The organism is Streptomyces sp. NPDC051105 (assembly GCF_040682795.1).
Taxonomy (GTDB): domain Bacteria; phylum Actinomycetota; class Actinomycetes; order Streptomycetales; family Streptomycetaceae; genus Streptomyces.
In genome coordinates, this window is the sequence record NZ_JBFBBR010000019.1 from 82812 (window position 1) to 97027 (window position 14216).

The 14216-nt window shown below is 70.1% G+C and carries 17 protein-coding genes; 7 read left to right on the forward strand and 10 right to left on the reverse strand.

Translation table 11 applies throughout. The features are described from left to right. Nucleotides 1-14: 14 nt before the first annotated feature. On the forward strand, nucleotides 15-1286 hold the full coding sequence (locus AB0N16_RS35420) for an FAD-dependent monooxygenase (protein ID WP_365804045.1): 1272 nt from the start codon (nucleotides 15-17) through the stop codon (nucleotides 1284-1286). Here the strand turns inward: AB0N16_RS35420 and thiD are convergent. Continuing rightward, on the reverse strand, nucleotides 1280-2077 hold the full coding sequence (gene thiD / locus AB0N16_RS35425) for a bifunctional hydroxymethylpyrimidine kinase/phosphomethylpyrimidine kinase (protein WP_365804047.1): 798 nt from the start codon (nucleotides 2075-2077) through the stop codon (nucleotides 1280-1282). The genes AB0N16_RS35420 and thiD overlap by 7 nt on opposite strands. Continuing rightward, entirely contained in the window at nucleotides 2074-3039 is a 966-nt protein-coding gene (locus AB0N16_RS35430; RefSeq protein WP_351705346.1) for a thiamine-phosphate kinase, read from the reverse strand. Before AB0N16_RS35430 ends, thiD begins: the two co-directional genes overlap by 4 nt. A gap of 206 nt (nucleotides 3040-3245) precedes the next feature. Between AB0N16_RS35430 and AB0N16_RS35435 the strand changes: the two genes are divergently transcribed. Beyond that, nucleotides 3246-3479 (forward strand): Lrp/AsnC ligand binding domain-containing protein, encoded by a 234-nt coding sequence (locus tag AB0N16_RS35435; protein WP_365804049.1) that lies wholly within the window; start codon nucleotides 3246-3248, stop codon nucleotides 3477-3479. 20 nt (nucleotides 3480-3499) lie between these two features. Continuing rightward, on the forward strand, nucleotides 3500-3985 hold the full coding sequence (locus AB0N16_RS35440; RefSeq protein ID WP_365804051.1) for a DUF3515 domain-containing protein: 486 nt from the start codon (nucleotides 3500-3502) through the stop codon (nucleotides 3983-3985). Between the two features lie 290 nt (nucleotides 3986-4275). Here the strand turns inward: AB0N16_RS35440 and AB0N16_RS35445 are convergent, their stop codons facing one another. Genes AB0N16_RS35445 through AB0N16_RS35455 form a run of 3 tightly spaced genes read right to left on the reverse strand, consistent with a single transcriptional unit; the run spans nucleotide 4276 to nucleotide 7264 of the window. Next, nucleotides 4276-5433: a D-alanine--D-alanine ligase family protein gene (locus tag AB0N16_RS35445; protein WP_365804053.1), complete on the reverse strand. Its 1158-nt coding sequence runs from the start codon at nucleotides 5431-5433 to the stop codon at nucleotides 4276-4278. A 59-nt stretch (nucleotides 5434-5492) separates the two neighbouring features. Next, complete coding sequence (locus AB0N16_RS35450; protein WP_365804055.1) at nucleotides 5493-6503, reverse strand: NAD(P)H-dependent glycerol-3-phosphate dehydrogenase; 1011 nt, start codon at nucleotides 6501-6503, stop codon at nucleotides 5493-5495. Next, nucleotides 6500-7264, reverse strand: coding sequence for a 1-acyl-sn-glycerol-3-phosphate acyltransferase (locus tag AB0N16_RS35455; protein ID WP_365804057.1), 765 nt, complete (start codon nucleotides 7262-7264; stop codon nucleotides 6500-6502). Before AB0N16_RS35455 ends, AB0N16_RS35450 begins: the two co-directional genes overlap by 4 nt. A 177-nt stretch (nucleotides 7265-7441) precedes the next feature. On the opposite strand from AB0N16_RS35455, the gene cofC reads away from it, so the two are divergent. Continuing rightward, on the forward strand, nucleotides 7442-8080 hold the full coding sequence (gene cofC, locus AB0N16_RS35460) for a 2-phospho-L-lactate guanylyltransferase (RefSeq protein WP_365804059.1): 639 nt from the start codon (nucleotides 7442-7444) through the stop codon (nucleotides 8078-8080). Nucleotides 8081-8089: 9 nt separating this feature from the next. Then, nucleotides 8090-8293 carry a hypothetical protein gene (locus AB0N16_RS35465; protein ID WP_365804061.1) on the forward strand — a complete coding sequence of 68 codons (204 nt, stop codon included), beginning with the start codon at nucleotides 8090-8092 and terminating at the stop codon, nucleotides 8291-8293. A 170-nt stretch (nucleotides 8294-8463) separates the two neighbouring features. On the opposite strand, the gene AB0N16_RS35470 is transcribed toward AB0N16_RS35465, so the two are convergent. The 4 genes from AB0N16_RS35470 to leuC all read right to left on the reverse strand — a co-directional run bounded on the left by AB0N16_RS35470 (nucleotide 8464) and on the right by leuC (nucleotide 11765). Continuing rightward, the gene (locus AB0N16_RS35470) at nucleotides 8464-9075 is read right to left on the reverse strand and encodes an HU family DNA-binding protein (RefSeq protein WP_365804063.1); all 612 of its coding nucleotides are present in this window, start codon (nucleotides 9073-9075) and stop codon (nucleotides 8464-8466) included. A gap of 140 nt (nucleotides 9076-9215) precedes the next feature. Beyond that, nucleotides 9216-9446, reverse strand: coding sequence for a hypothetical protein (locus tag AB0N16_RS35475; protein WP_362572053.1), 231 nt, complete (start codon nucleotides 9444-9446; stop codon nucleotides 9216-9218). Between the two features lie 288 nt (nucleotides 9447-9734). Continuing rightward, complete coding sequence (gene leuD, locus AB0N16_RS35480) at nucleotides 9735-10328, reverse strand: 3-isopropylmalate dehydratase small subunit (RefSeq protein ID WP_365804065.1); 594 nt, start codon at nucleotides 10326-10328, stop codon at nucleotides 9735-9737. Nucleotides 10329-10334: 6 nt separating this feature from the next. Beyond that, a complete protein-coding gene (leuC, locus tag AB0N16_RS35485; RefSeq protein ID WP_365804067.1) occupies nucleotides 10335-11765 on the reverse strand; it encodes a 3-isopropylmalate dehydratase large subunit in 1431 nt (476 codons plus the stop codon). A gap of 205 nt (nucleotides 11766-11970) precedes the next feature. On the opposite strand from leuC, the gene ndgR reads away from it, so the two are divergent. After that, complete coding sequence (gene ndgR, locus AB0N16_RS35490) at nucleotides 11971-12687, forward strand: IclR family transcriptional regulator NdgR (RefSeq protein ID WP_003993203.1); 717 nt, start codon at nucleotides 11971-11973, stop codon at nucleotides 12685-12687. A 251-nt stretch (nucleotides 12688-12938) separates the two neighbouring features. Here ndgR and AB0N16_RS35495 read toward each other — a convergent pair whose 3' ends face one another. Beyond that, on the reverse strand, nucleotides 12939-13439 hold the full coding sequence (locus AB0N16_RS35495) for a DUF4188 domain-containing protein (protein ID WP_365804070.1): 501 nt from the start codon (nucleotides 13437-13439) through the stop codon (nucleotides 12939-12941). Between the two features lie 89 nt (nucleotides 13440-13528). On the opposite strand from AB0N16_RS35495, the gene AB0N16_RS35500 reads away from it, so the two are divergent. Continuing rightward, entirely contained in the window at nucleotides 13529-14173 is a 645-nt protein-coding gene (locus tag AB0N16_RS35500) for a MerR family transcriptional regulator (protein WP_365804072.1), read from the forward strand. The last annotated feature ends 43 nt before the right edge of the window (nucleotides 14174-14216 follow it).

Genomic DNA, 14216 nt, shown 5'->3' on the forward strand with positions numbered 1-14216 from the left:
CCGAAGCTCGTCGCATGACCCAGAACCGCACACCGAAGAACCCCACGCCGAAGAACCCCACGCCGAAGAACCCCACGCCGGAGAACCCCGCGCCGAAGAACCTCGGCCACCTCGACGTACTGATCTCCGGCGCCAGCGTCGCCGGCCCCGCCCTCGCCCTGAACCTCGTCCGGCTCGGCGCCCGCGTCACCGTCGTCGAGAAGGCCCCGGAACTGCGCGGCGGCGGCTTCGCGGTCGACTTCCGCGGCCATGTTCACCGCACCGTCCTGACCTCCATGGGCATCTGGGACGAGATCCACGCCCGTCAGACCCACATGGGCCGCCAGACCGTCGTGGCCGCCGACGGCAGCCCGCGCGTGGACCTGCCCGCCGAGCTGATGAGCGGGGACGTGGAGATCTTCCGCGGCGACCTCGCACAGCTGATGTTCGAGCGCACCGAGGCCGACGTCGAGTACGTCTTCGGCGACTCGATCGCCTCCCTCACCCAGGACGCCGACGGTGTCGACGTCACCTTCGAGCAGGGCGCTCCCCGCCGCTTCGACCTGGTCATCGGCGCGGACGGCCTGCACTCCCACACCCGCCGGCTCGTCTTCGGCGACGAGTCCCGCTACCTGCGGTTCTTCGACCACTACGTGGCCGGCTTCGACATCCCCAACCACCTCGGCCTGGACCGCACCGGCCGGGTCCACAGCGAGCCCGGCCGCGCGGCCGTCATCGGCAACTACGACGGCGACCCGCACCGCGCGGGTGCGCTGCTGGTCTTCCGGTCCGAGGAGCTGTCGTACGACCGCCGGGACGTCACGGCGCAGAAGCGGATCGTCGCGGAACGTTTCGCCGGCTTCGGCTGGGAGGGCCCGGCCCTGCTCAAGGCCCTCGAAGAGGCCGACGATCTGTATTTCGACGCGATCGCCCAGGTCCACGTCGACCGCCTGGTCAAGGGACGGGTGGCGCTGCTCGGGGACGCCGGGTACGGGGCGACCATGGGCGGGATGGGCACGGGTGTGGCGGTCGTCGGCGCCTATGTCCTCGCCGGTGAACTCGCCCTCGCGGGCGGTGACCACCGCACCGCGTTCGCCGAGTACGAGACCCGGATCCGGGATTTCGCCAAGGGCTGCCAGAAGATCTCCGGGAACGCGGGCCCGTTCCTCGCCCCGCCGACCGAGCGCCGCATCCGCAACCGGGACCGCATGTACCGGATCCTCGGCTCGCGCCCGCTGGCCCGCTTCTTCAAGAAGATGACGGAGAAGGCGGCCACCGGCATCGAACTGCGGGAGTACCCCTACTGAGGGCCCCTGCCCAGGGCCCAGCCGTGGTCCACCGGCCCGATCCCGGCGCCGAGTGCGAACCCGGCGGCGATCGCCCCGGTGACGTACTCCTTGGCCGCCGCCACCGCCTCCGGCACGGACCGCCCCTTCGCGAGCTGCGACGCGATCGCGGACGCGAGGGTGCAGCCCGTGCCGTGCGTGTGCCGGTTGTCGTGCCGGGGGGCGCGCAGCCGGAACTCGTCCGTGCCGTCCGTGAGCAGGTCGACGGCCTCGCCGGGCAGGTGCCCGCCCTTGATCAGCACCCACTTCGGCCCGTACGACAGCACGGCCGCCGCGGCCCGGCGCAGCTCCGTCTCCGACCCGACCCGCACGCCGGTGAGTTGGGCCACTTCGTCGAGGTTGGGGGTGGCCACGGTGGCCAGCGGGAGGAGCTTGGTGCGGACCGAGTCGAGAGCGGAGTCGGCGAGCAGGGAGTCGCCGTGCTTGGAGACGCCCACCGGGTCGACGACCACGGGCGCGTCGGTCCCGGCGATCAACTCCGCGACCGTCTCGACGAGTTCGGCCGAGGCGAGCATCCCGGTCTTCACCGCGTCCACACCGATGTCGTCGACCACGCTCCGGTACTGGGCCCGCACCGCCGCCACCGGCAGCTCCCAAGCGCCCTGCACGCCCACGGAGTTCTGCGCGGTCACCGCCGTGATCACGCTCATGCCGTGCACGCCCAGCGCCAGCATCGTCTTCAGGTCGGCCTGGATCCCGGCCCCGCCACCGGAGTCGGAGCCCGCGACCGTCAGCACCCGCGGGAGGCTCATGACTCGATGTCCCCGAAGTGGTCCCAGCCGCCCTTGCTGGTCCAGGGCGCCCCGTCGACGGTCACCTGCGGCAGCGCGGACGGGTTGAGGACCTCGCCGATGACCTTCCAGCGGGCGGGCAGCTTCACGTCCGGCGGGAAGGTCGCCACGATCGCGTGGTCCTCGCCACCGGTCAGCACCCACTGGATCGGGTCGACGCCGACGGCCTGCCCGATGTCGTTCATCTGGGAGGGGACGTCGATCGCGCCCGAACGGATGTCGATGCGGACCTTGCTGGCCTCGGCGATGTGCCCGAGATCGGCGATCAGCCCGTCGCTCACATCGCACATCGCGGTCGCGCCCAGGCCCGCGGCGGCCGGGCCCGCGTGGTACGGCGGCTCGGGGCGGCGGTGCGCCTCCACGAAGGCGCGCGGCGAGCGGAAGCCGCGGGAGAGCACCGCGTAGCCGGCCGCGGACCAGCCCAGCCAGCCGGTCACGGCGACCAGGTCGCCGGGCTGGGCGCCGGCCCGGGTGACCGGCTCCTGGTTGCGAAGATCGCCGAGCGCGGTGATGGAGACCATGATCGTGTCGCCGCGGACCACGTCGCCGCCGACCACCGAGGCGCCGGCCACCTGGCACTCGTCCCGGATGCCGTCCATCAGTTCGCTGGGCCAGGTCACCGGCAGTTCGGCGGGGACGACCAGGCCGAGCAGCAGCGCGGTCGGCACGGCGCCCATGGCGGCGATGTCCGCGAGGTTCTGCGCGGCCGCCTTGCGGCCCACGTCGTAGGCCGTGGACCAGTCGCGGCGGAAGTGCCGGCCCTCCAGCAGGATGTCGGTGCTGGCCACCACCCTGCGGTCGGGCGCGGCGACCACCGCGGCGTCGTCGCCGGGGCCGACCCGGACCGCCGGAGTGGTGGTGAGACGGGAGGTGAGCTCCCTGATGAGCCCGAACTCCCCGAGCTCACCAACAGTGCCCTTCATTGCCCTTACGCCCCTTCTCTGCCTTGCCGTGCCCGCTCGCGCGTCATCGTCGTCCTGGATACGGTCGAGGTGACCGTCAACTTCTGTCGTGGCTGCACCCTGGCGCGCAAGCCCCTGTCCGCGCAGGTCTCCCCGCGGTGAGCGGCGACGCGATACCGTGGCGTTCCTTTTCCCCACATGATCCTCGTGGCCGCCCTGGAGGTTCCGTGGTACAGGCGTACATCCTGATCCAGACGGAGGTCGGCAAAGCGTCGACCGTCGCCGAGATCATCAGCAAGATCCCTGGAGTCATCCAGGCCGAGGATGTGACAGGACCGTACGACGTCATCGTGCGCGCACAAGCGGAGACGGTCGACGATCTCGGTCGGCTCGTGGTCGCGAGAGTCCAGCAAGTGGAGGGCATCACGCGCACCCTGACCTGCCCGGTCGTCCATCTGTAGCCCCCGTCTACGCTTGGCCGGTGAACATTTTCCGTCACCGGCCATTCGGTCTGCCCGCGCTCGCCGTGCTGATGATCGCGGCGGCGGGCTGCTCCTCAGCAGACGACGCCCCGTCGGCGGCGGTTCCCACTCCGGGCACGGCGGTTGCCAAGCTGTGCCGGAACCTCGACGAGGGGTTGCCGAAGAAGGTGGACAAGCTCGCCCGGCGTGACCCCGAGCCTGCCTCCGCGCTGACGGCGGGCTGGGGGGACCCCGCGATCATACTGCGCTGTGGTATCGAGCGGCCTGCGAAGATGGCCGATCCGGAGGCCGACGGGGTCGAGGTCAACGGGGTCGGGTGGCTGCTGGAACAGGAGGCCGACAAATCGTTCCGGTTCACCACGACGTTGCGGAAGGCGTATGTCGAGGTGACGATCCCTGCGGGGCGGACCGGGGATGGCATGGCGCCGTTGGTGAGCTTGGCGCCTGCCATCAAGAAGGCGGTTCCGGAGGGGGTTGCCGACTAGGCGCCGTGCGTGGAGCCGTTGCGTGTCGAGTGCCGGCGCGTTGTGGCTGGTCGCGCCCGCGCGGCGGAGCCGCATGTCGGACACAGCCCCGCGCCCCTTTCGGGGCGCTTCGGTGCGGGGCGTTTCCTGGTGCTGCGACCGGAGAGGTTCACCGGCTCGCGACGCCCGGCACGGCACCTCGCCGCGTTGTCGCACCACCCGAGTACATCCAGTACGCGGGTGATGCTCCGCCTTGCGACGCACCGCACCGGACGCCGCGAGCTTCCCGGCAAACCTTCCCGGTCACAGCACTAGCGAAGCCCGGTTGAACGGTTCAGCGCTGCCTGGATCAGGCGGTCGATCAGGTCGGGGTAGCTGACGCCCGTCGCCTGCCACATCTGGGGGTACATCGAGATCGGGGTGAAGCCCGGCATCGTGTTGATCTCGTTGATGACGAAGTCGCCGTCCTCGGTGAGGAAGAAGTCCGCGCGGACCAGGCCCTCGCAGGACGCGGCCTCGAAGGCCTCCACCGCGAGCGCCTGGATCTCGGCGGTCTCCTCGGGGGCCAGCGGGGCCGGGACGATGCCGGGGGTGGAGTCGATGTACTTGGCCTCGAAGTCGTAGTACGCGTGCGTGTCGGCCGGCGGGATCTCGGCGGGGACCGAGGCGCGCGGGCCGTCCTCGAACTCCAGGACGCCGACCTCGATCTCACGGCCGCGCAGCGCCGCCTCGACCAGGATCTTCGGGTCGTGGATCTGGGCGGTGGCAATCGCCTCGTCCAGCCCGGAGAGGTCGTCGACCTTGGTGATGCCGATCGACGAGCCGGCCCGCGCGGGCTTCACGAACAGCGGCCAGCCGTGCTCGCCGGCGAATTCGACGATCCTCTTGCGGGCGGCGGACTCGTCCTGCTTCCACTCGCGGGGCCGGATCACCAGGTAGGGGCCGACCTTGAGCCCGAACGAGGTGAACACCCGCTTCATGTACTCCTTGTCCTGCCCGACGGCCGAGGCGAGCACGCCGGAGCCGACATAGGGGACGCCGGAGAGCTCCAGGAGGCCCTGGAGGGTGCCGTCCTCGCCGTAGGGGCCGTGCAGCATCGGGAAGACGACGTCGACCTCGCCGAGGGCCTTGGGCACGGAACCGGGTTCGCTGTAGACGACCTCGCGGTTGGCCGGGTCGACGGGGAGCAGCACGCCGCCGTCGGTGGACTCGGCGAGGTCCCCGACCTCCGGCGTACGGCGGTCGCTGATCGCCATGCGTTCCGGAGCGTCGGCGGTGAGCACCCAGCGGCCTTCCCTGGTGATGCCGATCGGCAGGACGTCGTACTTCGTCCGGTCGATGGCGCTCAGGACGGCTCCGGCGGTGACCATGGAGATCCCGTGCTCGGAGCTGCGACCGCCGAACACGACGGCCACGCGCGGCTTGCGAGCAGGCTGCTCAGGGCTCTGGGGGAGGTTCTCGGTGCTCATATCGCGTTGAGAGTACCCGGTGGTAGGGCCCCGATACAGCGTCCGCGGGGTGCGTTCGCTCAGCGTCGCTCGGGCTTCGCGCTGCGCGACATCAGCTCCTTGAGGGCGACCACCGGCGGCTTGCCCTCGTGCACGATGTCGACCACCGTCTCGGTGATCGGCATCTCCACGCCGTGCCGGCGGGCCAGATCCGCCACGGACTCACAGGACTTGACGCCCTCGGCGGTCTGCCGGGTGACCGCGATGGTCTCCTCCAGGGTCATGCCCTTGCCGAGGTTGGTGCCGAAGGTGTGGTTGCGGGACAGCGGCGAGGAGCAGGTCGCCACCAGGTCGCCGAGGCCGGCCAGGCCGGAGAAGGTCAGCGGGTCGGCGCCGAGCGCGACGCCGAGGCGGGTGGTCTCGGCGAGACCGCGGGTGATCAGCGAGCCCTTGGCGTTGTCGCCGAGCCCCATGCCGTCGGCGATGCCGACCGCGAGCCCGATGACGTTCTTGACCGCGCCGCCGAGTTCGCAGCCGATGACGTCGGTGTTGGTGTAGGGCCGGAAGTACGGCGTGTGGCAGGCGGCCTGGAGGCGCTGGGCGACGGTGTCGTCGGTGCAGGCGACCACGGCGGCGGCCGGCATCCGGGCCGCGATCTCCCGGGCCAGGTTGGGGCCGGTGACGACCGCGATACGGTCGTGGCTCACCTTGGCGACGTCCGCGATGACCTCGCTCATCCGCATGGTGGTGCCGAGTTCGATGCCCTTCATGAGGGACACCAGGGTGGTGCGGGGCGCGAGCAGCGGCGCCCATTCGGCGAGGCCGGTGCGCATGGTCTGGGACGGCACCGACAGGACGGTGAAGTCGGCGGCGGCCGCGGCCTCGGCGGGGTCGGTCGTGGCCCGCAGGTTCTCGGGGAGTTCCACGCCGGGCAGGTAGTCGGGGTTGGTACGGCCGGAGTTGATGGCCTCGGCCACCTCCGCCCGCCGCGCCCACAGGGTGACCTCGCACCCGGCGTCGGCGAGCACCATCCCGAAGGCCGTACCCCACGAACCCGCGCTGAAGACCGCCGCCTTGGCAGGCATGCTCACTTGCCGCTCTCCTCTTCCAGACCGCTCTGCGCACGCGTCCGGCGCCGCTGCTCGATCCGCACCTGGCGTGGATCGTAGGGGGTCTGGGGGGCCTTCTCGCCGCGGATCTCCTCCAGCTGGCGGGTGATGGCGGCCATGATGACCTCGGTCGCCTCCTTCAGGACGTCCTGGGTCATGTCCTTGTCGTAGAAGCGCGAGAGATCGACCGGCGGTCCGGCGAGGACGTGGTGGGTCTTGCGAGGCAGCAGCTTGGGCTTCTTCGCGTACGGCGGCAGCAGTTCGTTGGCGCCCCACTGGGCGACCGGGATCACCGGGCACTTGGTCTGCAGGGCGACCCGGGCGGCACCGGTCTTGGCGGTCATGGGCCACTGGTCCGGGTCGCGGGTGATCGTTCCCTCAGGGTAGAAAGCCACGCACTCGCCGCGTTCCACGGCGTCGATCGCGGCCCGGAAGGCGCTGAGGGCGTCGGTGGACTCGCGGTAGACGGGGATCTGGCCGGTGCCCCGCATGGCGGCGCCGACGAATCCCTTCTTGAAAAGCCCGCTCTTCGCCAGGAATCTCGGAACGCGCCCGGTGTTGTACTGATAGTGCGCGTAGGCGAAGGGGTCGATGTGGGAATTGTGGTTCACCGCGGTGATAAATCCGCCCTCGGCCGGAATGTTCTCCATTCCACGCCAGTCCCGCTTGATCAGGACCACCAGCGGCGGTTTGCAGAGCACCGCAGCGAAGCGGTACCAGAAGCCGATTCTCCGGCGGGGCACGCGCACACCTTCCTCTAGGACTTCTTCCCGGACCCCGGGACTTCTTCTCCTGGACCGGGGGCCGGGAGAAGTGTCGCCCCGGTCCGCCGGTCTGTCGAGGAACACCGTACGCCTCGCTGCCGCGCCTGCCTCGGGGCCCGGGTGACAATGAGGCAACAAGGGAGGGACGGTACGTCGGTGCAGTGGACCTTGGTGATACCCCTCAAGCCCCTGGCGCGAGCCAAGAGCAGGCTCGCGGACACCGCGACGGACGGTTTGCGTCCGGGACTGGCCCTCGCCTTCGCCCAGGACACGGTGGCCGCGGCGCTGGCCTGCCAGGCGGTGAAGGATGTGGCGGTCGTCACGGACGACACGCTGGCCGGGCGCGAACTCTCGGCGCTGGGCGCGCGGATCCTCCCGGACACGCCCGGAGGTGGCCTGAACGCCGCTCTGCGGCACGGCGCGGCGGTCGTACGCGCGTCGCGTCCGGAAAGCGCGGTGGCGGCCCTGAACGCCGATCTGCCGGCGTTGCGTCCGCTGGAATTGTCCCGGGTGCTCGACGCGGCCGCGGAATTCCCGCGCGCTTTTCTCCCGGACGCGGCGGATATCGGCACCACCCTGCTGGCCGCGACCCCCGGCAATGAATTGGCGCCCGCATTCGGGCCGGATTCCCGCGCCCGCCACACCGCCTCGGGCGCTGCGGAACTGCGACTGGCCGACGTGGAGTCGGTACGCCAGGACGTGGACACCGGCGCGGACCTGCGCACGGCCCTGGCCCTGGGCGTGGGCCCGCGCACGGCGGCGGTGGCAGCGCGGCTGCTGATCCCGGACCAGTAGGCTGCGTTCATGCAGGCGACCGCATACACGTACGACCCCGACAGCAGAAGCGGCCAGGTACTGCTGGACGACGGGACTCCGGTGCCTTTCGACGGGGCGGCTTTCGAGGCGGGCGGGCTACGCCTGCTCAGGCCGGGTCAACGGGTCCGGATCGAGACCGAGGGAAGCGGAGCCGACCTTCGCGTCACGCTGGTGACTCTTCAGACGTTCTGAGGGCAAGCGCCCCGTCAGGGGCGGGGCTGTATCGACGTGCGGTCACCGCCGCACGGGCGTGACCAGCCCTCACCGTGCGGCACCCGAAACCCTTGGCACGCCAGACACACCGCGGGCCGGACTCCCCCAGGAGTCCGGCCCGTCGCGTGAGTACCCCGAGGCCCCGCTGCCTAGCGCGCAGCCGTCTTCTTGGCGGTGGCCTTCCGCGCCGTCGACTTCTTGGCCGGCGCCTTCTTGGCGGTGACCTTCTTGGCCGGAGCCTTCTTCGCGGCCGTCTTCTTGGCCGTGGCCGTCTTCGCGGTCGTCTTCTTCGCCGTGGTCTTCTTGGCGGTGGCCGTCGTCTTCTTCGCGGTGGCCGTCGACTTCTTCGCGGTGGCCTTCTTCGCGGTCACCTTCTTGGCGGTGCTCTTCTTCGCCGCCGCCTTCTTGACCGTCGCCGAAGCGCCGCCGGTCAAGCTGCCCTTGGGCGCCTTCTTGACCGCGACCTCACCGCCACGCGGCAGCTTCTTCGAGCCGCTCACCAGGTCCTTGAAGCCCTGACCGGCACGGAAGCGCGGCACGGAGGTCTTCTTGACCCGAACCCGCTCGCCCGTCTGGGGGTTGCGGGCGTAACGGGCCGGACGGTCCACCTTCTCGAAGGACCCGAAGCCCGTGACCGAGACCCGGTCACCCGCGACGGTCGCACGGACGATGGCGTCCAGGACCGCGTCGACGGCCTCGGCCGCCTGCTGGCGGCCGCCCATCTTGTCGGCAATCGCTTCTACGAGCTGCGCCTTGTTCACGTCTTCCCCTTCGGAGACATCGCCAGAACGAAAGTGTTCAAGCTTTTTCGCACGTTAGGCAGATATATACCGCAAATCAAACACGAAACGGGCTTATCACCCTTGTGCCGCAACGGATTCGGTCGTCCAGGACGGTCCAGTCAGCGGTCCTCTTCGGGGAATCGACCCGCGTCGAGGTCCGTGTTGAACCGTTCCAGCCGCCTTGCCGCGTCGGCGAGGTCGTGCTTGGCCGCGGCCGTAATGACCAGCAGCTTCCGGGTCAGCGCCATCCGTACGCCCTCCGGGACTTGCAGTGCGCGCACTCTTGTGTGCGCTTCCTTCAGTTGGCCCGCGACCGCCGCATAGAGCTGGAGTTGGCCGTCGTGTTCCATGCACAGATTGTGCCATCTGGGGCGAGTTGTCGCCTGCGCAGGGGGCAACTGCCGCCTCAAATGGCCTTCCGGGCACTTGCGGAAGCCACCGACACAGCACTCACGTACCCCCACAACATCCTTCCTAACGTGGGAAGTTGGCAAGACCTGCGACAACGCGAGCGTCCGTTCGGGTGCAGACATGGCTGTACCCCCAATCGTGGCGATCGGGGGTACAGGCGGGGCATGGCGGTGGCTGAAACCAGCCGTATTCAGATGTGGGCGATCAGGCCGGAAGCAGGCTCCGGATCAGGCCTGGAGCGTCCGCGGCTTGTACGACGGCCGCTTGGCCTCGTACGCGGCGATGTCGGCCTCGTTCTGGAGGGTGATGGAGATGTCGTCCAGCCCGTTCAGCAGCCGCCAGCGGGAGTTCTCGTCCAGCTCGAAGGAGGCGGTGACGCCCTCTGCGCGCACCTCGCGGTTCTCCAGGTCGACGGTGATCTCGGCCTGCGGGTCGTTCTCGGTGAGCTCTTGGAGCGCTTCCACGATCTTCTGCTCCAGAACCACCGTGAGCAGGCCGTTCTTCAGCGAGTTGCCCCGGAAGATGTCGGCGAAGCGGGACGAGATGACGGCCTTGAAGCCGTAGTTCTGCAGCGCCCAGACGGCGTGCTCACGGGAGGAGCCGGTGCCGAAGTCGGGGCCGGCCACCAGGACGGTCGCCCCCTGCCGCTCGGGCCGGTTGAGCACGAACTCGGGATCTTTGCGCCAGGCCTCGAACAGCCCGTCCTCGAAGCCGTCCCGGGTGACCTTCTTGAGCCAGTGAGCAGGGATGATCTGGTCGGTGTCGACGTTGGAGCGGCGCAGCGGAACGGCCCGGCCGGTGTGCGTGGTGAATGCTTCCATGGCTGATCAGACTCCAGCGGGCGTACGAACGTCGGCGTCGGACAGGTCGGCGGGCGAGGCCAGGTGGCCCAGGACGGCCGTGGCGGCTGCGACCTGCGGCGACACCAGGTGGGTACGGCCGCCCTTGCCCTGCCGGCCCTCGAAGTTGCGGTTGGAGGTGGACGCGGAGCGCTCCCCCGGGGCCAGCTGGTCCGGGTTCATGCCGAGGCACATCGAGCAGCCCGCGTGCCGCCATTCGGCGCCGGCCTCCTTGAAGACGACGTCCAGGCCCTCGGAGACGGCCTGCAGACCGACCCGCGCGGACCCGGGGACGACCAGCATCCGTACGCCGTCGGCGACTTTGCGGCCCTCGACGATCGCGGCGGCGGCGCGCAGGTCCTCGATGCGGCCGTTGGTGCAGGAGCCTACGAAGACGGTGTCCACCTTGATGGAGCGCAGCGACTGTCCGGCGTCCAACCCCATGTACTCCAGGGCCTTTTCGGCGGCGAGGCGCTCCGAAGCGTCTTCGTACGAAGACGGGTCGGGGACGTCCGCCGAAAGCGGTGCGCCCTGGCCGGGGTTGGTGCCCCAGGTGACGAACGGCGAGAGGGCGGCGGCGTCGATGTGCACCTCGGCGTCGAAGACCGCGTCCTCGTCCGTCCTCAGGGTCTTCCAGTACTCGACCGCCGCGTCCCAGTCGGCGCCCTCGGGGGCGTGGGCGCGGCCCTTGATGTACGCGAAGGTGGTCTCGTCCGGGGCGATCATGCCCGCGCGGGCGCCGGCCTCGATCGACATGTTGCAGATGGTCATGCGGGCCTCCATCGAGAGCTTCTCGATGGCGGAGCCGCGGTATTCCAGGATGTAGCCCTGGCCGCCGCCGGTACCGATCTTGGCGATGATCGCCAGGATCAGGTCCTTGGCGGTGACGCCGTCGGGCAGCTCGCCGTCGACCGTGATGGCCATGGTCTTCGGGCGGGCCAGCGGCAGCGTCTGGGTGGCCAGCACATGCTCCACCTGGGAGGTGCCGATACCGAACGCGAGCGCGCCGAAGGCGCCGTGGGTGGAGGTGTGCGAGTCACCGCAGACGACGGTCGTGCCGGGCTGGGTCAGACCCAGCTGCGGACCTACGACGTGCACGACACCCTGCTCGACGTCGCCCAGCGGGTGCAGCCGGACGCCGAAGTCGGCGCAGTTCTTGCGCAGCGTCTCCAGCTGGACCCGGGAGACCGGGTCGGCGATGGGCTTGTCGATGTCGAGGGTGGGGGTGTTGTGATCCTCGGTCGCGATGGTGAGGTCGAGGCGGCGCACCTGGCGGCCGTTCTGGCGCAGCCCGTCGAAGGCCTGCGGGCTGGTCACCTCGTGCAGCAGGTGCAGATCGATGAAGAGGAGGTCGGGCTCGCCCTCGGCGCGCCGGACGACGTGGTCGTCCCAGACCTTCTCCGCGAGTGTCCTACCCATCGCTTTCCCTCCGGCCGGCAGACGTGCACCGGCCCAACTAGAGATCTTGAGGTAGCGGCTGCCCGTTCTCCGGGCCCCTGAAGTCGTGGTTCCGGGCGTCCGCCGCCGGGCCCGTTGGTCCGCGGGCCACTGTGTCTCTCCAGAGTGGCGCGTTCCACCGAAAATTGAACTTGCGTTTCACAGAGTGAGACGTGAGTATCGTTGCATGGACAACAGTAGCGGCGTCGGCGTTCTGGACAAGGCGGCCCTTGTCCTGAGCGCTCTGGAGTCCGGTCCGGCCACCCTCGCGGGTCTGGTCGGGGCCACCGGACTGGCACGACCCACGGCTCACCGGCTGGCCGTGGCTCTGGAACACCACCGCATGGTGGCACGCGACATGCAGGGCCGTTTCATTCTCGGTCCCCGACTCGCGGAACTGGCCGCGGCGGCCGGCGAGGACCGCCTGCTCGCGACGGCGGGCCCGGTGCTCACGCACCTCCGGGACATCACCGGCGAGAGCGCGCAGCTCTATCGCCGCCAGGGTGACATGCGGATCTGTGTGGCCGCGGCGGAACGTCTGTCCGGCCTTCGGGACACGGTCCCGGTCGGCTCGACGCTGACGATGAAGGCGGGTTCCTCCGCGCAGATCCTGATGGCGTGGGAGGAGCCGGAGCGCCTGCACCGTGGCCTCCAGGGCGCGCGTTTCACGGCGACGGCCCTGTCGGGTGTCCGCCGTCGCGGGTGGGCCCAGTCCATCGGCGAGCGCGAGCCGGGAGTCGCGTCGGTGTCGGCGCCGGTGCGAGGTCCTTCCAACCGGGTGGTGGCGGCGGTGTCCGTGTCCGGACCGATCGAGCGGCTGACCCGCCACCCGGGCCGCATGCACGCCCAGGCGGTCATCGACGCGGCGGGCCGCCTCTCCGAGGCGCTGCGCCGCACGGGCTGAGGAGCGATACGAACACTCCCGCCGAGGAGAGGCCGGCCTCAACGCCGCGGCAGGCTCCTCCCGACGGGACCGAGGCGACTCAGGGGCGCGGGGGCTGTATCCATGTACGGCTACCGCCGCGCGGGCGCGGCCAGCCACACACTGCCCACAGCCGCCCAGTGGCCGCAGCCCCCACGGCGGAGCATGTGCCACCCCCGGCCGCCGGCCGTCAGCGACGCCGTCGTGGCTGGTCGCGCAGTTCCCCGCGCCCCTTACGGGGCGCTCCTGTGAGCGAACCGGTCCTTCGCGTAGCGCCCCCGGCGCTCCAGCGGCACCACCCCGCTCGCCGCGCCCAGGCCGAACTCCGGCATGTCGAAGTAGATCGACTCGTACCCGCCCTCGGGCGCCACGTACGTCTCGTGCCACAGGCCCACATGGCCGCGGACCTTCCCCGCGCGCTCCTTGCGGTTGACGATGCTCCACATCCTGTGATGCAGCGTCTCCGGCGAGCTCGCGTACGCGTACAGCTTCTCCTTCGACTCCCAGTACTGGACGACGTAGTACGTCCGCGGTGAGGCCGTCAGCAGGACGCGCCCCAGCAGCCCCCGGCCGGAGTCCCGTTCGAGCTCCCGCAGCATGCGGAACATCGACAGCGCGACCGGCAGCCACTGGTGGACCGCCCAGAAGTGATTGACGCGCATGCCGATCAGCAGGACCACCGCGTCACCCTCACGAGCCGCGGTCGTACGGCCCGGAATCGGTTTGGCGAACATGACGACACCCCCGGATCCTCATAGGATAGCGGCACTATCCTTCTCTTCGATGCTTGGATAGTGGCACTTACCAAGGAAGGGCGCAAGACATGCGGCTTGCCCAGCTGAGCGAGCGCAGCGGTGTGTCCGCCGCGACGATCAAGTACTACCTGCGTGAAGGCCTGTTGCCGCCGGGCCGCCAGGTCAACGCCACCACCGCGGAGTACGACGAGGAGCATCTGCGCCGGCTCCGCCTGGTCCGCGCGATGATCCAGGTAGGCCGGATCCCCGTCGCGACGGTCCGCGAGGTGCTCGGGCATGTCGATGACGCCTCGCTGGGCCGCACGATCAGGGTGGGCGCCGCCCTGTGGGCGCTGCCGCAGGTTCCGGAGCCGGACGAGGAGGACGAGTTCGTGCGGAACGCGCACCGGGAGGTCGGCACGCTGCTGGACGTCCTCGGCTGGGAAAACGCCAAGCAGCTCACGACCATCTCCCCCGCGTACCGCCAGCTGGTGGTCGCGGTGGCCGCGTTCCGCCGGCTCGGTTACGACTGGGGCGCCGAACTCCTCGTGTCGCACGCGAAGTTGATGCACCAGGCGGCCATCACCGACCTGGATTTCCTGGAGACGCATCCGTCGGAGGAGGAGAAGGCAGAGGTCGCGGTGGCCAGCGCGGTCCTGGTGGAGCCGATGCTCCAGGCGCTGCACCGGCTGGCCCAGGAGGAGGAGACGGCCCGCCGCTACGGCTTCGAGTGAGCCGCACGACATGCGGCGGTACGACGAAGGCCCCTCACCGAAG